The sequence below is a fragment of the candidate division KSB1 bacterium genome, assembly GCA_024655945.1.
Lineage (GTDB): Bacteria > Zhuqueibacterota > Zhuqueibacteria > JANLFK01 > Oleimicrobiaceae > Oleimicrobium.
In genome coordinates this window covers 132,022-152,110 of record JANLFK010000002.1, presented here as the reverse complement: position 1 = coordinate 152,110, position 20,089 = coordinate 132,022, and the positions used below count along the sequence as shown (strand labels likewise).

The window sequence follows — 20,089 nt, the reverse complement described above, 5'->3', positions numbered from 1 at the left end:
CGAGGGTGTGGAATGAGAGAGGAGAGTAGAGAGGAAATCCTGCGCACGTACCTGGCCAAGATCGAATATGTTCCTACCATCCCGACGATAGTCAATCAGGTCCTCACGGAGTTGGAGAATCCGGAGGCGAACCTGCAAGAAGTGGTCGAGATCTTGATGGCCGACCAGGTGCTGACCCTGCGCATGATCCGGCTGGTCAATTCCGCATTTTGGGGCCTCAAACACCAGGTGCAATCCCTCAAAGAGGCCATCCTGTACATGGGGTTGCGGGAGGTGCGCAATGTCGTGTTGACCACGTGGCTGGTCAACGCCTTTGTCTCCAAGGTGGCGCGCTTCCGCATCGAGACCTTTTGGGAGCACTCTTTCGGGTGCGGGCTGGTGAGCCAGCAACTTGCCAGGGCCATGGGCTTCGGCCAAGTGGACCGCGCCTACTTGGGCGGATTGCTCCACGACATTGGCGAAGTGGTGCTGTGCCAGAACTTCCCCGAGGAATTTGCGCAGGTCGTGTCCCTGGTGGAAAAGAAGGGGTACGCGTACCAGGAGGCAGAGGACGAAGTGCTGGGCATCAACCACACTGACTTTGGCCAGTGGCTTGTCCGGTACTGGCAATTGGAAGAAGGGCTGGCTGAGGTTGCCACTGCCCACCACGAACCATCCCGAGCAAGGCGGGAGTCGGAGCTGGTGGCCATCGTCCATCTGGCGGACCTGCTCTGCCGGCTGAAGGGATTGGGGTATGGTTCCTATGAGCGTCTGCAGGTGTGTCTTGGGGATGACCCTGTCTGGCGTCTGCTCACTGCCAAGCGCGAACGCCTGGCCAATCTCGATATGGAAAGATTCTCCTTCGAGCTCGATGAGCAGGTGGAGGAGGTGAAAGTCGCCGTGGCCAGCATCTACAACAACCAGGCACACAGGCCGACTTTGAAAGTGGAATCGACCAGGTACTGAGGCTCCTCCCAAAATCTCCGCCAGCTTCGCCTGACCAGCGGTGTCGCAAAGTTGCACAGTTGGCAGGCCAAACAGTCAGGAAAGTCCCTCGAGTCCCGCCTTGCTGAACTTTCCGCTTGACTTTTCAGGTTTTCACGCTATATTTGTCACCGGTTGGTTCAACTAATGGACCTACCTTGAGGAGGCGGTTCCATACCTGGGGTATGAGGAGGAGCGATTGCCGGTCGCGTGATAGTGGTGTCGACCGGGAGCAGGGGTGAGCGAAACGACATAGTGTGGTGTGCATGTGCAGTTAGCGCGGTCCTCCGGCGTTGGAGAAGAGTGTGGCTGTGTGGAGGCGGAGCGGGCGACCTTCGAGAACGACCGCAAGGGAACGCGTTTTTTGTTGCTCCAGCGCTAACGGTGCACGTGGTGCGCAGGCCGTTGCCTAGTGCGACGCGGGGCGAGCAGGCGCTGCTCCATCCGCGAGGGCAACGGATGCACGTGGGTGGAGGTGGAGCTCATGGAGCACATGGACATGCAACAACCCCTTCTACTGGCGCGCGCCGAGGGGGCGCAGGATCCGAGCGCTCTCGCCCAGGCACGCGGCCATCGTTCCCTCGCCGGTCATGGGCAGGGTCTCCTCTTCCCGGAAAGTGAGCAGGTGGCCGGCTCCAGGTCGCATTTATCTCAAACGCTGGCGCATGAGCCGCCAGACGCGGAGCGTGGCACCTGTCTTCCCCCTCTCGAGACCATCTTCAGACAATGGGCCGACCTCGCCTCTGAGGCACTGTTGGCCATCGATGCGACAGGCAAGGTCTTGTTGGCCAATCGCGCCTGTGCGCAGTTGCTTGGCCTGCCGGTTGAAAGCTTGCGCGGCACGCACGTAGCCACGCTTCTGGGCTCGTCCTGTCCTCTGGTGGAGGCACTTCATTCGCCGCAGGTCACGCTATCTGGCCGGACCACTGCGGAATGGGAGTGGATAGCGACTGACGGCAGAACGGTGCCGCTGCGCATTGTCTGGTCCCTGCTGCCGGCCGGACCGGGCCAGGGCTCCCTCTACCTGGCCAGCGTCCAGGAACTCTCGGCGCTGCATGCACTGGAGGAAAGACTGCGCCAGGCGCAGAGGTTCGAGGCGATGGGAACTCTGGCCACTGGCATTGCTCATGACCTAAAGAACTTTTTGGCCGGCATGCTCGGCTGTGCCCGCTTTTTATTAGCAGAAATGGACGAGGGCGATGCGCACTATGGCGAAGTCAAGTCCATCGCGGAGACGGCCAACACCGCCATCGATCTTGTCAATCGCCTACTCGCCCTGACTCGCACTGCACCGAGCCAGATGCTGGTCTGCTCCCTCAACCAGCTGGTGGAGCGGACGGCCCTTGTTCTGCGGCGCACCGTTGCCGGGAACATCCGCGTGCGACTGAACCTTTGCGAGGAGCTTCCATCGGTCCTGTGTAACCCAGCCCAGATCGAACAGGTGCTTATGAATCTGGGTATCAACGCGGCGGAGGCCATGCCGCAGGGTGGCGAGCTCGTCTTCCGCACTGGTTTGGTGGAGTTGCATGAAGAAGCCTGGCAGGGGGTCCCTCCGGGGAGATACGCCTACTTCAGTGTGCAGGATAGCGGTGTAGGGATCCCTCCCTATCTGCAGCGCAAGATCTTTGAGCCGCTCTTCACCACCAAACAGCCAGGCAAAGGGAGCGGCATGGGGCTGGCCGTGGCTGAGGGCATTGTGAGGGAGCATCGCGGAATGATCGCCGTGGATAGCAGGGTTGGCGTTGGCAGTCGCTTCACGGTGTATCTGCCGGTGGCCATAGAGGACCAACCGGAACCGACGGCGGTGGCACCCATTAAGGCCTGAGGGGGCGCTCCTATGCAGGAAGACGCGGAACGTTGCTTCCCGGAAGAACCTTCCTCTGCACGGCCTGCAGCCAGTCGCGCCATAGCCGCGTATCGTCGCAACGATGCGCCTCCGCCAGCGGTAATCATCGATCTGCGCAAGGCACCACCGGAGCAAACGGGGCTGGACGAGGCGATCGAAGCCGCCAAGCCGGCCGCCATCGTCAGCATCTCCCCTACAAACCGTTGAGACCGCAGCCGAGCGTCGCAGAAGAGAGCCAGACCTGTGCAACAGGGGTTCTATTGACTTGCCGCCTCTTCTGAAAACCCGCCTCCGTGGGTTTCGCCTCCCTTTACTGGCACGTCTCTCCTGTTTGCGAAGGAATTTTCCCTTTGGCTTTTTCTCTCCGTTTGCCTATCTTATTGCGCAGTTGGTGCCGTAGGGAATTAGCCTGACTGCCATCTAAATCTGACATACTGGAAGTTGCTTCGGCCCTCTGACGCAGGCAGCTTTGTCAGACCCAAAGATGTGCTGACGGTTGTGTCCGCCCCCTGTGTGTCACGAAACGTACCACGGCCGGAGTCGATCGTTTGCCAGGTGGCTGCAAGGCCGGAAGCCCACGGTCGGCACTCACGAACGGGCCGCACGGAAGGCCAGCCAGGGGTATTCGTCTGAGCCGCGGGTTCAGACTTTTGGCACAACGAAGCGTGCCCCTGGAGTGCGAACGAACTTGCTGTGGATTGCACATTGCTGATTGCCAAGCTGGAGAGGTGTCGTGCAAAAGTACGGGACGTTCTCGGAGGATCGAAAGGAATTCATCATCACCCGGCCGGATACTCCTAAGCCATGGGTGAACTATATCTCCAATGGCCGCTACACCGGCCTTGTGTCGCAGACGGGGGGTGGCTTTAGCTTTTGCCCTTCGCCCAGAGATGACCGCATCACCCGTTGGCGCTACAATGGCCTGCCCATGGACCGGCCCGGGCGATATCTCTATTTGCGTGACCGCAGCTCGGGCATCTACTGGTCGCCCACCTGGCAACCGACGGCAACCGGCCTTGAGGAGTTCCGCTGCCACCACGGTGTGTACTACACGCGCATTGTGTCCGCATTTCGAGGCATTGAGGCGGAGATTCTCTACTTCGTGCCCATCGACGACGACTTGGAGGTCTGGCGGGTCAGGATCCGCAACAGGCAGCAGGCGCCAAGGGAATTGGACCTGTTTGCCTATGTGGAGCTCTGCTTGGGGCACGCGCTGGTTGATCTCATCAACCAGCCCAATGACCAGCACTTTAATGAGGTGCGTTTCGACCGCAGTGAGCAGATTCTCTTTGCCACCAAGCGCTATTGGGTGCGCTACCGGGGCCCGACAGTTCAGCAAGCCAACGAAGAGTGGGACAAGGTGGTTTTCTTTGCCTCCTCGTTGCCCGTGACAGGCTGGGATGGGAGCAAGGACCTGTTCATCGGACGTTGGCGCTCCGAGGCAAACCCGGAGGCAGTGGAACTTGGCCGCTGCACAAACTCCGAAATCACCTCCGGGGATGCAGTGGCGGCGCTCCACGCCGGGTTGGAACTCCAAGCCGGCGTGGAGCAGGAGTTCGTGGTTCTGCTGGGTGTGGTGCCCAAGAAGGAGTACCCGGAGGCGGGCGCGACGCTGGTGCGGAAGTACCGGGACCTCGGCCTCGTGCAGAGCGAGTACCAGCGCCTGCTCGACGAGTGGCGCGACTACTTGAGCGCCGTCCAGGTGGCCACTCCGGACGACGATCTCAACACCATGGTAAACGTCTGGAATCAGTACCAGACCTCGGTGACCTTTCGTTTTTCCCGCGATGCCTCCTACTATCACGGAGGCCTGCTCTTTGGGCGTGGCTTTAGGGACTCCTGCCAAGACACGTTGGGGCCGATGATCGCCAGGCCGGATTGGGTGCGCCAGCGGCTCGAGCAGATGTGTCGCGCGCAATTCGCCGATGGCAGTGCCTTTCACCTGCTTTTTCCGGGCAGCGGCACGGGTGAGCGAACAGGCCACGCCGACACACCTCTTTGGCTCCCGTTCGCCGTGACGCAGTATCTGAAGGAAACCGCTGACTGGCCCTTCTTGGATGCGAATGTGCCGTTTGCCGACCAAGGGTCCGGCTCAGTGTTGCAGCACGCCCTCTTGGCGGTGGACTACCTCTTAGCAAATCTTTCGCCACGCGGGCTGGCCAAGTTTGGCCCTGGTGACTGGAACGATACTCTCGACTACCTGGGCCGGGGCGGCAAAGGCGACAGCGTGTGGGTCAGCATGTTCCTGGCCTTCGTCCTCAAGGAACTTATGGAGCTACTGCACTACCTCGGCTCGAAAGAACAGGCTTCCCGCTATGGGAAGGCTTATGAACAGCTTCGCAACGCCATCAACCAGCACTGCTGGGACGGGGAGTGGTACATTCGTGGCACCAACGACTGGGGGGAGGTAATCGGCTCCGCCAGCACTCGGGAAGGTCGCATTTTCCTGAACGCGCAGTCCTGGGCGGTGATTAGCGGCGTCGCGCCAGAGGAGCGGGCGTGGCAATGCATGGAGGCCGTGCGCCTGCACCTGGACACGCCCAAGGGGCCAAAGATCCTGCACCCGCCGTACCGCACGATCGATCCGCGGATTGGCCTTGCGACGCGCTGTGTGGCCGGAAAGAAGGAAAACGGCAGCGTCTTCAACCACGCGGTAAGCTGGGCGATACTCGCGGAATGTCTCCTGGGGAGGGCGGAGCGCGCCTTCGACCTTTACAAGCGGGCTTTGCCCATGAACCCGGTGGTGGACATTGACCGCTATGAGGTGGAGCCTTACGTCTACGCCGAGTATGTCACCAGCCCCGACCATCCCACCTACGGCCAGGCAAGCCATTCCTGGCTCACGGGCTCCTCGGCCTGGATGTTCCGCGATGTGCTCGACTACATCCTCGGCGTCAGGCCGACGTACCGGGGCCTGCTCATCGACCCATGTGTTCCGGCGAAATGGACTTTGTTTCGGGTGCAACGGAGGTTCCGCGGGCATTTGTTCGACATGGAGGTGACCAACCCCGAGCACGTGAGCAGAGGGGTGGTCGAGGTGGTGGTGGCAGGGGAGCGCTTGGCTGGGAACCTTATTGACCTGGACGATGAGTGCGTGGCACGGGCGATAGCCGGCAAGGAGCGTGTGCCGGTGCGCGTGACCCTGAGCCACAAGGCGCGGGAGCCGCAGCGGAAGGGATGACTGCAGGATGACGCGCGACGGATTCCTTGCTGCAATCCGGGGCGGACTCATCGTCTCGTGCCAGGCGGACCCAGGAGATCCCCTGGAGGACACGGCCATGATGGCTGCTATGGCCAGGGCTGCTGCGGCGGGAGGCGCGGTCGCCATTCGCGCTGAGGGTGCGGCCAATATCCGGGCGATCAAGGCGGCGGTGGCTCTGCCAGTGATAGGCCTGCGCAAAAGACACTACCCGGAGTCGCCTGTCTACATCACCCCGACGCTGGAGGATGCGCTCGAGGTAGTCGCAGCGGGTGCGGATGTGGTCGCCTTGGACGCCACCTCGCGTTCCAGGCCTGGCGGTCAAGCGCTGTCGTCTCTGGTGGAGGAGCTCAAGAGACGGGGGGTGCTGGTGATGGCCGATGTGTCCTCACTCGAGGAAGGCCTTGCTGCGGCAGCACTGGGTTGTGACCTGGTAGGCACGACCTTATCCGGGTACACTGGCGCTGCGCCGCCACCGGACCTGCCCGACTTGGAGCTCGTGGCGGCGCTCCGTGCCCGGTTTGGGGCCGATGTGCCCGTCATCGCAGAGGGGAGAATCTGGACGCCGGAGCAAGCGGTGGAGGCGCTCAACTGTGGGGCATCTGCCGTAGTGGTGGGCACGGCCATCACCCGGCCCGCAGCTCTCACGCGACGGATCGCCCAGGCGCTATCCCGGCACCAGGCGCGTTTGCGGGCTACCGCCGTGGGCATTGACCTGGGTGGCACGCGGACACTGGTGGGTATTGGGGACCTCGCGGGGGACTTCCGCCACGAGCAGGCCTTTTCCACCCCTTGGAGATTGGGGATGGCAGCAGTGGTCGGCAAGCTGACCCAGGCCGTGCAGCAGGTGATCCAGGCCGCAGGAGCGACTCCCTGTGCGGTGGGTGTTGCCGCCACGGGCCGGGTGGACGTGGAGAAGGGAATGGTGGTTGGTGGTGTGCCGCTGGCGCACGACTACCTCGCCTACCCGTTGCGCAAGGAGCTAAGCCGCGCTCTGCGGCTGCCGGTGCATGTGGAAAACGACGTCAATGCCGCTGCCTATGCGGAATATCAGCTGCTTCCGCTGCCACGACCGTCGCGCTTTGCCGTGGTGACCATAGGCACGGGCGTGGGGGGTGGGATACTTATTGATGGCCAGCTGGTGCGCGGCATCAACGCCGGCGAGATTGGCCACCTGTGCGTGCGCCAAGGCGGTCGAAAGTGCCGGTGCGGTGCGCGTGGTTGCCTTGAGGCCTATGTGTCCAGGCGGCTACTTGCGCAACAGGCGCTCTCGACGGCACGGCAGGGCCTGGTACCGCTCGCGACCGACAGGGAACCCACTGCCGAGGAATTGGCCGCCCTGCTACGGGTCGGGGAGCCGCACCTTTCCTCCCTGTTCAACAGGCAACTCGACTATCTGGCCTGCGCTCTGGCCAGTCTCAGGAACATTGTCGATCCGGACATCGTCGTGCTCGGCGGCGAACTCTCGGCGCTGGGCGAGCACCTGCTGGAAGGGCTGCGTGTGCGTGTTGGGCCCCGCCCGCCGCTTCGCTGTGCGCACCTCGGCAATCGGGCAGGCGCCGTAGGAGGAGCCCAGCTGGCCTTGCTGCGTTTTGCCTGAAGTGCGGCCAAGGCTGGCAGCGGACACCGCTGCTGACGCCTGCAGCTTACCCGCAGGTGGCTGCTGCGCACCCTGGACGGCGCGCGGGACGAAGACGGACTCCGCTGGCAAGGGAAAGGGCGCCTTCTCGCCCAGGGCGCGTGGCGCGCACCTACGCCCAGGTGCGCGGGCAAATGAGACGGTCGCTGCAGGCTATCTGGTCAAGAGGAGCTTCGTCACGGCGCTGGACTCGGCTGTGCACACGCGACAGAAGTAGAGGCCGCTTGGCAGATGGTCGAGGCGCAGGCGAAGCGAATGTTGGCCCGGAGGCAGGTGCCCGGGAAGGACTTCGAGGACTTGCCTTCCAAGCAGGTCGTACACGGTGACCGCGGTCTCTCCTGCGTGAGGCACCTCAAGGAAGACTGTCGCAGCATCGTGGGCGGGATTGGGGTAGACGCGAAGGCGGACTGCACGTGGCATGAGCCGATCATGGGAAGAGGGAGTGCCTGTAAACACAACCTCCGGGGACCGCTTGCGGTCGACCATAATCATGGTCGCGTCGGCAACGATGAGGTCGCCGGGCAAGACACTGTGGTTATCGAGCTTGACCACGGTGTGCCTGCCCGCGGTCAAGTAAGCCGAACGCAGACGGCGCCACCCTGCGTTCAGGTAACCGCGCTGCGAAAGCACATGGACCGAGGTGTCGTGTGCCGAGTACACCGAAAAGCGCGCCCGATCGGTGGTTAGTGTGCCGGTGACGATGAAAGCCAACACGTGGTACCAGGCGCTCGCCGGCACCTCGAATTCGTATTCCACAGCTGCGTAGGAGGTGTCCCGGTGCAGGAGCGCCTTGCCGCGGTAGCCGGATGCCGTCGTCTGCTCCCAGGTCCCGATTCGCTTGGCACTGGCGTCGTCCTCATGTACGACCAGCGCCGGCGGACGCCACACGCTTTCGCCGCGATGCGGCGGCTGTGCCGATTCGCCATAGACCGTTGCCCGCAAAGTGTCCGCCAGCACACCGTTCCTTTGCCGTAGCCCTTCGTAGAAGAAGAGCGCCTCTCCCATGACGCCACGCGCACGATTGGCTTGGATCGCGTCCAGAAGATACCCAGGGGCGATCAGGTAGTTCTCGCCGCGCAGGTAGATGAGCATCCCGGCGAAGAAACGGTCCCTCATCGCCGAAGGAACGTAGCTCAGGGAGCTGTTCAGCTCGTAGAGATATTCGGCAAATGTGTAACGGTACAGTTGGGGGATGAGGTTATCGACGATGCCACTGGTGAACCAGGTGGGCGAATCCTGCAGGTACTCCTGGTAGGCCCACGGGTAGACGCTTGGGCTTGAGGAGACCATGAGCTGCGTGCTGCGGCGCTTCACCGAATCGCGCACGGCACTGTAGAACGCAGTCAATTTTTGCGCGCGCCAACGCATCCACTCAGGGTCGCGGTAGTTGGCGGGCGGTGCGCTGCCTCCGTGTTCCTGGGCATAAAGCTGGGCAGTTGCCACGTCGTAGCCGCCCTCAACAGGCATGGCGGGGATTCGGTCTGAAAACTCGATACCATCCACATCGTAGCGGTCCACTATCTCGCTCACCAGGGCCAAGAACAGCCCCTGGACTTCGGGGTTGATGCCCGACATCCAGTCGAAGCCGTTCTTCACCACCAGCGCCCCGTTGTTGTCGCGCAGGGCCCATTCCGGAAAAGTGCGCAGGATGTACCCGCCGCCCTGGGAGTAGGAGCAGGAAAAGCCCATTTCGAACCACGGCCAGACCTCCATGCCGTTGCGGTGGGCCTCAATGACGACACGTTCCAAGGGGTCCCGACCAGGAGAAAAGAGTGGGTACATGGCCTTGCCGAATAGCCTCTCCATCACCGCGCTGGGATAGAGCGTGTACACGCCGTCCACCCCATGCCCGTTCCAGACCACTGGCAAGACCACGTTGAAATTGTGCGCAGCCAAAAAGTCCATGGCGCGCGCAATTTCGCCATCGTCAAACAAGACATAGCTGTCCACGTTGGTCAGTTTGACCGCGCGGAGCTCGCGCCCTGGCTGCGCGTTGACGCACAAGGGGAGAAGGAGCATGAGCAGGTGGGAGAGAACTTTGCGCATGTGTACCTCACGTGCGCCAGTAGATTCGTCGCCGGGTAAGCCAGCTCACCATCAGCGCCAGCAACAGCGTGTAGCCTACGCCCCGCAGAAAGCCCAACCACGGCCGAGGAGTGAGAGCCGCGAGCAGTTTGTCGGCGCGCGTGAGAGCGAAGACAGGCCACATGGCATTGGCCATGCCCACGTAGGCGATCATCGGATTCTGGCCGTTGGCGACCAATAGCTGAACGAAACGCCGCTCGCGCCAGATGTCAATGACTACCACAAAGGCCGCCAGCAAGAAAAAGGACAGCCCGGTGGTGAGAAAGTAGTAGCTGAGCGTCGAATGGTCTTTCTTAATGCCACCTTCGTATGGCTCAAACACGAGGCCGGCCAGGAACCAGTAGCTTCCCCACAGGAGGAGTCGCTTCAGGAGCACCTCGTGCTCGGAAGTGGCGTTCCTGCTCAGCAACAGAACTCCCACGCAAAGGGCAAGGCCCACGAGCGTCGTCTGCCAGAGCCACCTTGCCTGCAGCCCCACCAGCGACACAATGAGCACGCCGAGGATCGTCCCCACGAGAGCGCCGCTGCGCAGGGTGTTCCACGCCTGCGCTCCCGCATGTCCCTGCTGCAGGCTCTTTGTCCAATGGAGGAACAGATCGCCGGCAATCGTACCTGGCAGGACCACAAAGAGGTACTGGTGGTAATAAAGCTTGTAGAGCCAGGGCGCCGGCGTGGCCTGCCACAGCCACTTTACCCAGCCTGGCTCTGCAGATGCCAAACGAAGCCCCAACAGGATGCCGAGCACCCCAAGACGAAGGAGCAGACGATTACGCGTGAGCAACCAGACCAGCGAGCCGGAGACTGCTACGTTGGCCAAGACCAAGATGATGATGTCACTCCTGTGCAGGGAGAAGCCGCTTCCATCGGGGTAACGGAGCACGGCCAAGAGAGCCGCCGCTGCTAACCAGCCCACGCCGCGAAGGGCGCCCCTTTGCCACCGCGGCCAGTGCGCGGGGAGGCGTGCGAACAAAGGGAACATCACGGCAAAGCCTGCCAGAGCAAGACCCCAGGTGGCAGCGGTTGGCTGCGAGTTGAGAACGTGCGGGCGAACGTGACGCAAGAAGATCGCGAAGAATGCCAGCAAGAAGCCGCGTTCCGCTGTGCTGAGCAGTACCGTCCGGATAGGCGTGCCACCCGCAAGACGACGCGTCAAGGCAAGAGGTATCGCTGCGCCCATGGAGAACAGAAAGAGAGGGAACACAAGGTCCACCCACGTGAGGCCGGCGCGCGTCGGATCGAAGCTGTGGGTAGGAGGGGGTAGTTGCGCGTGGTACATCCATGCCGGCAGCACCCCGTAAGGGATGATGCCAGAGAGAACCATTGCCAGGATGGCCAGGCCGCGCAGAGCGTCCAACGACAAGACGCGGCCACTCGAGGCACCGTGGGGCGAGGACGAGAAAGTGCTCGGAGAAGGCGACTGAATCGACGTGTTCATGCCGGCTACCTCTTTCGCGTGGCAAGAATGACCAGTGGCTCCTGCGGCGGCAACCCCTGAAGCTCAATCTCCAGCACGGCGTTGATGTGCGATTCCTGCGTCAAGCCCGTCATGTCGATAATCTTGGCGGAAAGAAGCACGTACAGGTCCGGAACAAGACCCCCGGCGTCGCCGTAGGTGGTCAGGCTCTCTATCAGGCTGGCCACCACGGGCTTGGCCTCCTGCACGGTGGTTGCCACCACTGAGGCGCAATCCTGAAGTCGCAGGCGTATCACCCCCTCGTGGTTCAGCACCCGGACCGGGTGCGTTTCCCTATGCAGGAGGCCAAAGCGGCGGCGCGCCGAGCGGCGGCCGGCAAACACGGCCAGAAAAGCGGTGCGGCCGCGAAGCTCCACTTGCGCAGCGGGCAGGCGCATTGAACGTGCGGCGATCGCGCGCAACTCTGCCTCGGTCAATGGAGCGATGCCCATGGCGCGCGTGCGGAACTCGCTCTGTCCTGTGGCGACCGCGGTCACCCGCTTACTCCGCATGTCAACTTCAACGGTCACCTCGATGCTCTCGGGCACCGCGCCCATGGCCTCCACCGAGCGCACTGCCTCTTGCCGAATGGCGATGAGGTCGGCTTCCGTGGGATTGAGCACAGTTCGCTCCACCACATCCCGGATGATACCCAGCGCCACGCCGATGGCCGAGACGACTTCGCAGTGCTGCGCAAGCGCATAAGAAAGTCCCAGGCCTTGGGCAAGCGGCGGAACCAGCGCCGGGGCGCCGCCGCCACCGCCCACAAGCTGGACGATCTCCGGGCTCAGCTTGTACTCGCGCATGAGCCCCCGCACCACGGGAAGCAACTTGTCGGTGGCCAGGGTGAGCATGCGCCTCGCCAGCTGACGAGCGTCGGCCTGCATGTGGCGGGCGAACACGGTGAAGAACGACTGCAGGGCGCGCGCATTGATGCTCATACGATGCCCCTCGGGAACTGTTCCCAGGAAATATGCCGCTCCCGTGGTGGTCAGCGTACTGCAGGGCTGGTGATGCCCCTTTTTGCGCACCGCCAAATAGTCGTCCGGGTCTCCTGGCCGTGGGCGAATACGCTGCAACTCGATGTCGTCCCAGTCGTCCTCCACGGCAAAAGCCATGTACTGCAGGCCAGCAATGTGCGCGCTTCGCGGTCCGACGTCGACGATCTCATTGCCGCGCAGCCGAGGCATAGAGCCACCGCCAATGCCCACGGTTCGCACATCCAAGGTGCGCACGTAGAGCCGGTGGCCGCCGACCTGGGCGCTCCTCACCTGCGGCTTCCCGTTCTTAATAACCGAGACGTCCGTGGAGGTCCCGCCGACTTCTACGAAGATGCCGTCGGAGATGCGGAGGTACATCAAGGCAGCAGCTACCCCTGCCGCTGGCCCCGAGAGCATGGTGAGGATGGGCCGCCGGCGCATCTCGTTGACATCCATGATGCCGCCATCGGAGCGCATGATCATCAATGGGGCCTTGATGCCGGTGCGTCGCAAGGCCTCCTCGGTCATGCGGGCCGTCTCCAGCATTACCGGCATCATGCTGGCATTGATGACTGCGGTGCGGGTGCGGATGCGGAGCCCATAGAGGCGCGAGATGTGGGTGGCCGCGGTGGCCAGATAGCCCATCTCCTGTGCTATTTCTGCCACCAGCTTCTCATTGCGCGGGTCATCCACGCCAAAGGCCTCGCTGGCCACAATCACTTGGGCGCCTTGAGCCACAAGGTCGGCCACCGCCTGCTGCACCGTCCGCCGCTCCGGGGGCTTGGAAACGTCCAAGTAAGTGTGGCTGACCGGCAGGTACTTTCCCGGTGCCAAGAGGATGCGATCCACTCGCGTCTGCCGACTGGTGATGCGTCCCTCAAGCCCCTTGCCCATGGCCACAATGCCCACGTGCGCCACATCCCCCTCGAGGAGGGCATTGGTGGCTTGCGTGGTGGAGTGCGCAATGAGCACCACCTCGTTGGGGTCGATGGCGGCAGTTGTCATCAGCCGTTCCAGCGATTCCACCACCCCCTTGGCGACGCCCTCCGCTGCCTGGTGCGTAGTGGGCACGCAGGCTTTTCCCACCAGCTCAAAGCTGGCGGTGTCCACCGCCACCGCGTGGGTGAAGGTGCCGCCGACGTCGATGCCGATCTTGATTCTGCGCTTGCGGTCCATGCGTTGTCTGTCCGTGCTACATGAAGCGCACACTCGCTGCCACCAGTCCCATCCAGGCTACGGCCCACGAGTAGGGAATGGTGTTCCATAGCACCTTCTGCACGTCCTGTCCCATCTGATTTGCCAGCCAGACGTTGTGCGTGTTTGTGGGGTCACTGATGCCTTGCACTTGCCCCACGGCCATCAGAACGCCCATCATGGCGCCAGGCATCATGCCGCTGGCCATGAATGCTGCAGCCAGTCCGTAGCCCATCCCCCACACGTTTAGTGGCCCGCGGTACAAGGCCAGGGGCGCGGCCAGACCGAACAGCAGCACGTAGGAGAGGGGAGAAGACGGGATGAGGCGCGTCATGTAAGGCCGCAGCAACGCCAGCACTGGCCATTCGCCGAGCTGGCGAGCGTGCCATGTGTCGCCAGGGCCCATGATGCCGTTCAACAGCATGCCGATGCCAAGCATCAAGGCCACAGCCGGCATCACCAGTGCTCCGCCATCAAGCACGCTCCGCACCAGCACATTCACCCCTCCTGGCCGGTAGGCGCACACGAACGCGTACACCAAGCCGCATACGAAGGCGGCAACAAAGTTAGTGTTGAAGAAAAGTATGAGGAAAAGGGGGACCAAGGGCGAGAGGTAGGCTCCCCAAAACAGTCCAGGGTTCGCTGTCCGTCTGGCCCGGCGCGTTCGCCATAGCCCCCAAGCGAAGGAGATGGCCATCAGGCCGGCGATGAAGCCCTCAAGCACCTTGCCAGCGGTGCGGAAGGCCGCAAGCATGGATGAACGCTGGTCGGGTGGCAGCCAATGCCAGCCCACCACAAGCCCGATCATGAGGCAAAGGAGGACGAGGACCAGCGTAAGAATGCTGCGCCGGCCGAATTGATGTCCGTCGCGGTGCACCTGCACAAGAGTGTAGGCCACACCGACCACACAGGTGAGACAGAACATAATCAGGGCGAAGGAACGGATCTCGGTCACTGGCAGTTGGAGCACGTCGCGATAGACTGCCCAATTGCCTGCGTTCAGCAAGCCGCCCATGCTGATGCCCATGAGGAAGACGCCGGTGATGGTGAGGGGTCCAAGGCCCACAGATGACATGATGGGTACGACGACCGTCGCCACCATGATGATTGCGCCCAGGCCCCCCAAGGCGGTGAATAGCAGGGTGATGAGCCCCAGCATCGTCAGGGCCACGACCAACGGGCTGTCGCCAGCCAGTTCGGCCCCTTTCTTGATGAGGCTATCGGCGACCCCAGTTTTTTGCAGCAACACGCTGAGCATGCTCCCGAAGAGGGCGACCGTATAGGCATTGTGGAGGCGAAGCGCCCCCTCACCCACCACAAACTGTACCACGTCTGCGACGTTGAGTCCCGCGACCAGCGGGATGAGAAAAGCCATGCAGGGCAGGCAGATGAGCGCGGGGAGCTTGCGGAGGAACATCGCTCCGGCGAAGACTACAAAGAGGAAGAGGACAACGAGAACTCTGAGGGTTTCCATCGCTGCAGGACCGTGTGCGAGTGCTTTCGTATGTGGTGCTCAAATATAGCATCTTTTTTCCCCTGTTGCAAGTGAGAAAAAAACTCGTGCCCGCCGTGGCCGCGCAAATCGGTTGCGCTGCACGGGCCGTTTTTGTATATTGAGCACGCAAGAGAAGCGAGGTATCCCGTGTGCGGTTCCAGAGGGATTGCGAAGCCAACAACAAGCTCAGGTCCTCCTGAAGGGAAGGCGCGCTTAGAGGTGGACGTGTTGGTGGTCGGGGCCAGTACCGGAGGAGTGTGCGCGGCGATCCAGGCGGCGCGCCTCGGGGTCAAAGTCGCCCTTGTGGAAGAGACCCCCTGGCTGGGCGGGATGTTGACGGCTGCCGGCGTGAGCGCCGTAGACGGAAATCACCTGCTGCCTTCTGGCCTCTGGGGCGAATTCCGCCAACATCTCTATGACCACTACGGCGGTCCCCAAGAGGTGGCCACTGGCTGGGTGAGCAACACACTGTTCGAGCCCCATGTGGGAGAGGCCATCTTCAGGCGAATGGTTGCGGCGGAGCCCAGCATCAATGTAACCCATGGCTATTGGCCGGTGCGAGTCCTCACCAGGCGCGGGCGGGTGCAGGGCGTGCAGTTTGCCAATCGCCGCGGTGAGCTTCTCACCATCAGGGCCACGGCCACCATCGATGCCACCGAATACGGCGATGTGCTGGCGGGTGCAGGTTGCGCTTATGACCTCGGGCGGGATGCTCGCTCACAAACAGGAGAGCCCGGCGCGCCCGAAGCCCCGGACCCCTTTATCCAAGACCTCACCTACGTGGCCATCCTGAAGGACTACGGCCAGGGCCATGATCGTACCGTGGGCAAGCCCAGGGGTTACGATGAGCAGCTCTACACGGGCACCTGCCGTGAGCTCGGTGGGCAAGGAACGGACGCGCCCGACTGTGGGCGCATGCTCTCCTATGGACGACTGCCGGGCCGCAAATTTATGGTCAATTGGCCAGTGCACGGCAACGATTGTTATCTCAACGTGGTGGAGTTGCCTCGCCCGATGCGCCGCGTCCTCCTACAGCAGGCGAAGCGGACCACGTTGGGCTGGATTTGCTTCGTGCAGAAGCATCTCGGATGGCGACATCTGGGCTTGGCTGACGATGAGTTCCCCACCCGCGACCGTCTGCCGTTGATCCCTTACAACCGCGAGGCGCGACGAGTGCGTGGTGTGGTGTGCCTCACCACCTTGGATCTGGTCAATCCCTACAACCAGGGGCGCAGGCCCCTCTACAAGACAGGAATTGCGGTCGGGGACTATCCTTTGGACCACCACCATGCCCGTTGCCCGGTCAGGGTCGAAGAAACATTTCCCGAGATCCCGGCCTTCACCGTGCCGTACGGCTGTTTGGTGCCCGAGGAAATAGATGGGCTGCTGGTGGCGGAAAAAACAATCTCGGTGACGCATCTTGTGAACGGGTGTACGAGGTTGCAGCCGGTGGTGATGCTGGTGGGGCAAGCTGCCGGTGCCGCGGCCGCGCTGTGTGTGCTGCGGCAGTGTCAGCCTCGTCAGCTTGCTGTCCGGGCCCTGCAGGAGACACTCCTTCGCCATGGCTGCTACCTCATGCCCTTCACCGACTGCCCGCGCGAGAACCCCTTTTTCGACGCGGTGCAACGTGTGGGGGTCTGTGGCCTGATGCGCGCCATGCCAAAGCCGTCCGGCTGGGCTAACCAAATGCTCTTCCTGCCCGAAGCGCCGGTGGAACTGCCCGATGCGCACCTGGCGTTGCTCAATGCCCGGCTGCACGACGACCTTGGCAGCCTGCTCGCACCGTTGTCCACACATCGCGTCCTTACGCGCGCCCAGGTGCTGGGGCTCATTTGTCGCGCATTGGGCCACCCTATCCCGCTCAGTGGCGACGCTGCCGAAGGGCCCGAGGGCCTCTCCGAAGAGGTTTCCCGGGGTCTTGCGCTGGCCGGGGAACGCGGCTGGCTGCGCGGAGCTCTGGCTGCTTCCGGGCAGCGATTGAGTGAGCCGATGCCTCGGGCGGAATTCGCGTACCTTTTGGACAAGGCCCTGGACCCCTTCGCTGCTAACCCGGTTTCGTTGCTCCCTGAACCTAGCTCTTAGGGGGATTTACTTCGCGCGCAAGCGAACTGGGGCAGCGCAATGAACTGGTGCGACTCCTGGCACTGGCCATCGGAGTACGGCCTTTTCCTCCTTGTTTCCCCCCTTTGACGGGTTGCCACAGAGGTGCTCCGGTCGCGAGGGCAAAAAATCGTGCGCTGCGACAGATTTTGCTTGACAATTCGCCAGCAAAGAGTTATCTTAGGATAGTTAAAGGTCTTTACTAACCTGGGAGCCTCGCGTGAGCCTGCGCAGAAGCCGGAGCATCTGGTACCTCGCCTTAGCCTTTCTCCCGGTGGGGAGTCACGCCCAATTCACGGGTAAGATCACCGGCCAGGTGGTGGATGCGGAAAGCGGCCAGGCATTGGCGGGGGCGAACGTCGTGGTCGTGGGCACCTACATGGGCGCAGCCACCGACGCGAAAGGCTGGTACGTGATCCTCAACGTTCCCCCTGGACGCCATCGCCTGGAGGTCTTCTACCTCGGCTACAAGAAGGTCAGCATTGACGGCGTCGAGGTGCGCATCGACCGCACGGCGCGCGTCGATGTGAAAATGACTCCGACGGTGCTTGACCTTGGGCAGTCGGTAACCGTCACCGCAGAGAGGCCCATCGTCGAGGCAGATAAGACGGCCAGCGCTGTCCATTACGACGGTCGCGACGTGCAGAACCTGCCGGTGGAGGGGCTGCGCAACGTCTTAGAGCTTGCTCCTGGCATCAGCCGCAATCCTGACGGCACAATCAGCATCCGCGGCGGGGGCGCCTTCGAGATCAACTACTCGGTGAATGGCATCACCAGCATGGTGACCAACACGGGTGTGCCGGCTTACGGTACCGGCGGCAAGTCCGAGAACAGTTGGAAGTACGACATCAACCCGCTGGCCGTTGCCCAGATGGAGGTGATTACAGGGGGCTTCAATGCCGAGTACGGGAACGCCCAGTCGGGTGTCGTGAAGGTGGTGACCAAAGAGGGAGGAGCGCGCTTTTCTGGCGCCCTGCAGGTGGAATACCGACCGGCTGGCCAGTACCACTGGGGCGATTATCTCTACTCCCACGATCAGTTCGAATGGCGCAAGTGGGGCTTGTTCGAGAACTGGTTGAAGGAGCCGCAGTTCAAAGATAACACCGGCGCGGTGAACATGGAGGAGGCGCAGCGCAACTATAGGCTCTGGGTGCGCAATCACACCCCTGCGGACGACAACATCCTCGGCGTCTACGACTACCGCAAGTATCCCTACACGCGGTACCTCTTCAGCTTTGGGGGCCCACTGGGGAGAGAGGCGAACAAGATGAACTTCTTCCTGACCGGTGAGATAAAGAACAACCCCACACGGCTGCCCACGCGGGAGAAAGTGCAACGTCTGGCAAACTGCTCCATCGTCCTGGCGTTTAAGCCGAATCCACAACACCACTTCAGGTCCACGACGCTTTATCAACACTTCTACGGGGGCATGGGCTCCGGTTCAGAAGACGTGCGATGGGCCGGCTTGTGGGGAAGTTACGGGGCCAAGCGCAAGTACACCTTGATCTACGATTCCCCCCGGGAAGAATCGGTGTTCGCACAAAGCGTCAACTACAAGCACATCTTCTCCTCGCGCGTCTTCTTGGAGGCCACCTTCACTTACCAGAACGAAATCCTCTACGCATACCAGACGCCCACGCCTGGTATCGACAAGGACGTGCAGCTGCACCCGAACCCAGCAGACCGGCAGCTCGAGGACCGCGGGCCGTGGAACGAGAAATACCGTGAGTACTACACCTGGTCCAGCCTCTACAACCAAGCGTCTCTCACGCGCTACTATGAAGCCCGCCTCAGCCTTACCCGCCAGTTTCGCACCACGAATCTTTTCAAGGCGGGGATAGAGGCGTGGCTCATGGACCAAGACTACAATGCCTCCTCCTCGCTCTGTGTGGCGGCCTTTATCTGGCGTACCGGGTTTGCCACCAATTACAAGGCCAAGAGCTGGTACGCTGCTGGTTACGTTCAAGACAAACTGGAGTTCGCCGGCATGGTTGCCAACATAGGTGTGCGCGTGGAGGCGTACAACTTTGGGGCCGACGTGCCGAAGGACAAATACAGCGTCTTCTATCCTGCCTTGGGAAGCCCAAGCATCGGCACTCCTGCGTGGGAACCCTCAAAGACGTTCGTCTCCTTTTCCCCCAGGGCAGGCATCTCCTTTCCTATCGGCGACAAGACGGCCTTCCGTATTCAGTACGGCCATTTCCGTTCCATGCCCACCATCAATCAGGCACTGGACAACCAGACCTACAACGGATGGGGTAGCTATGGGAACCCCAACTTGAAGCCAAAACTGAGCATCAACTACGAGGTCGGCGTGCAGCAGAACCTGTGGGATACCCACCAGCTGGACGTGGTGACCTACTACAACGACCTCAAGTACCAAATTGCGCCGGCCTACATCAAGGCGGCTACCGGCAGCCAGAACAAACCGGGAGACCTCAAGGGGAGCTACATCAGCTACGAGAACCGGGGGTATGGGAGCACGCGCGGCGTGGAGGTCAGTTTCGCCAATCGTCCAACTGGCAGATGGAGCTATCGCCTCTCTTACACACTCAGCCAAGGCAACTACGGCTACCACGGAGTCTACCTTCAGGCACCGGACATGACGCCTGAGCTGGAGCAGAAGTACAGCTACTCGGCGAGCGACTACCTTTCCCCTGAGGACCGCACGCACCGGTTCAGTGGTGCTCTGACCTACGCCATCGGCGCGGGTGGTGGCGTCAAGGTACTGGGCCTGCACCCTCTGGCGCGCATATCCATAGGGCTGGTCCTCATGGTGCGGAGTGGCCTGCCGTACTACTGGTCGCCCGAGTACCAGTACGAACACACCGTCGAGTCCAACCGCCGCTACCCGAGCGAGTCGCAGACGGACTTGCGGGCCGAAAAGCTGGTGGGTCTTGGACCCGTGACTCTGACGCTTGGTCTGCGCGTGCTCAATCTCTTCAACAACCAGCATCTGACGCCCATCTCCGACGCGGAGGAGTTGAATCGCTGGGTATTGAGAAGCGCAACCTACGCCGACGCTGACGATGCCCCTGATCGCGATGTGCGTCGCTACAACTACTTCCAGGTCTATCGTAATATTCCGCGCCAAGTTTTTCTGTCCGTGGGGTTGAGGTTCTGAGCCGGGGGGCG

The 20,089-nt window shown here is 62.0% G+C and carries 11 protein-coding genes; 7 read left to right on the top strand and 4 right to left on the bottom strand.

The window, feature by feature from the left end; all coding sequences use genetic code 11:
- The first annotated feature begins 12 nt into the window (after positions 1-12).
- The 5 genes from NUW13_03605 (at position 13) to NUW13_03585 (ending at position 7,608) form a co-directional block, all read left to right on the top strand.
- Positions 13-945 carry an HDOD domain-containing protein gene (locus tag NUW13_03605; GenBank protein ID MCR4438111.1) on the top strand — a complete coding sequence of 311 codons (933 nt, stop codon included), beginning with the start codon at positions 13-15 and terminating at the stop codon, positions 943-945.
- Positions 946-1,462: 517 nt separating this feature from the next.
- On the top strand, positions 1,463-2,788 hold the full coding sequence (locus NUW13_03600; protein ID MCR4438110.1) for an ATP-binding protein: 1,326 nt from the start codon (positions 1,463-1,465) through the stop codon (positions 2,786-2,788).
- Between the two features lie 12 nt (positions 2,789-2,800).
- Entirely contained in the window at positions 2,801-3,016 is a 216-nt protein-coding gene (locus NUW13_03595) for a hypothetical protein (GenBank protein MCR4438109.1), read from the top strand.
- Between the two features lie 526 nt (positions 3,017-3,542).
- On the top strand, positions 3,543-5,990 hold the full coding sequence (locus tag NUW13_03590) for a glycosyl transferase family 36 (GenBank protein MCR4438108.1): 2,448 nt from the start codon (positions 3,543-3,545) through the stop codon (positions 5,988-5,990).
- 7 nt (positions 5,991-5,997) lie between these two features.
- Positions 5,998-7,608: a putative N-acetylmannosamine-6-phosphate 2-epimerase gene (locus NUW13_03585; protein ID MCR4438107.1), complete on the top strand. Its 1,611-nt coding sequence runs from the start codon at positions 5,998-6,000 to the stop codon at positions 7,606-7,608.
- Between the two features lie 192 nt (positions 7,609-7,800).
- On the opposite strand, the gene NUW13_03580 is transcribed toward NUW13_03585, so the two are convergent.
- The 4 genes from NUW13_03580 to NUW13_03565 are packed head-to-tail and all read right to left on the bottom strand — an operon-like array spanning position 7,801 to position 14,833.
- The gene (locus tag NUW13_03580) at positions 7,801-9,693 is read right to left on the bottom strand and encodes a family 10 glycosylhydrolase (protein MCR4438106.1); all 1,893 of its coding nucleotides are present in this window, start codon (positions 9,691-9,693) and stop codon (positions 7,801-7,803) included.
- A 7-nt stretch (positions 9,694-9,700) separates the two neighbouring features.
- On the bottom strand, positions 9,701-11,167 hold the full coding sequence (locus NUW13_03575; protein ID MCR4438105.1) for a DUF5009 domain-containing protein: 1,467 nt from the start codon (positions 11,165-11,167) through the stop codon (positions 9,701-9,703).
- 5 nt (positions 11,168-11,172) lie between these two features.
- The gene (locus NUW13_03570) at positions 11,173-13,341 is read right to left on the bottom strand and encodes a hydantoinase/oxoprolinase family protein (protein ID MCR4438104.1); all 2,169 of its coding nucleotides are present in this window, start codon (positions 13,339-13,341) and stop codon (positions 11,173-11,175) included.
- A 16-nt stretch (positions 13,342-13,357) separates the two neighbouring features.
- Positions 13,358-14,833 (bottom strand): citrate transporter, encoded by a 1,476-nt coding sequence (locus tag NUW13_03565; GenBank protein MCR4438103.1) that lies wholly within the window; start codon positions 14,831-14,833, stop codon positions 13,358-13,360.
- Positions 14,834-15,073: 240 nt separating this feature from the next.
- On the opposite strand from NUW13_03565, the gene NUW13_03560 reads away from it, so the two are divergent.
- Both NUW13_03560 and NUW13_03555 read left to right on the top strand, forming a co-directional pair.
- Complete coding sequence (locus NUW13_03560; protein MCR4438102.1) at positions 15,074-16,936, top strand: FAD-dependent oxidoreductase; 1,863 nt, start codon at positions 15,074-15,076, stop codon at positions 16,934-16,936.
- 238 nt (positions 16,937-17,174) lie between these two features.
- Positions 17,175-20,078: a TonB-dependent receptor gene (locus NUW13_03555; protein MCR4438101.1), complete on the top strand. Its 2,904-nt coding sequence runs from the start codon at positions 17,175-17,177 to the stop codon at positions 20,076-20,078.
- Positions 20,079-20,089 lie beyond the last annotated feature (11 nt).

What these genes read in the sequence shown, in the direction of transcription:
- NUW13_03605 (MCR4438111.1), top strand. Translation starts at nt 13, where the DNA reads ATGAGAGAGGAGAGTAGAGAGGAAATCCTGCGCACGTACCTGGCCAAG.
- NUW13_03600 (MCR4438110.1), top strand. Translation starts at nt 1,463, where the DNA reads ATGCAACAACCCCTTCTACTGGCGCGCGCCGAGGGGGCGCAGGATCCG.
- NUW13_03575 (MCR4438105.1), bottom strand. Translation starts at nt 11,167, where the DNA reads ATGAACACGTCGATTCAGTCGCCTTCTCCGAGCACTTTCTCGTCCTCG.
- NUW13_03570 (MCR4438104.1), bottom strand. Translation starts at nt 13,341, where the DNA reads ATGGACCGCAAGCGCAGAATCAAGATCGGCATCGACGTCGGCGGCACC.
- NUW13_03585 (MCR4438107.1), top strand. Translation starts at nt 5,998, where the DNA reads ATGACGCGCGACGGATTCCTTGCTGCAATCCGGGGCGGACTCATCGTC.
- NUW13_03595 (MCR4438109.1), top strand. Translation starts at nt 2,801, where the DNA reads ATGCAGGAAGACGCGGAACGTTGCTTCCCGGAAGAACCTTCCTCTGCA.
- NUW13_03580 (MCR4438106.1), bottom strand. Translation starts at nt 9,693, where the DNA reads ATGCGCAAAGTTCTCTCCCACCTGCTCATGCTCCTTCTCCCCTTGTGC.
- NUW13_03565 (MCR4438103.1), bottom strand. Translation starts at nt 14,833, where the DNA reads ATGGAAACCCTCAGAGTTCTCGTTGTCCTCTTCCTCTTTGTAGTCTTC.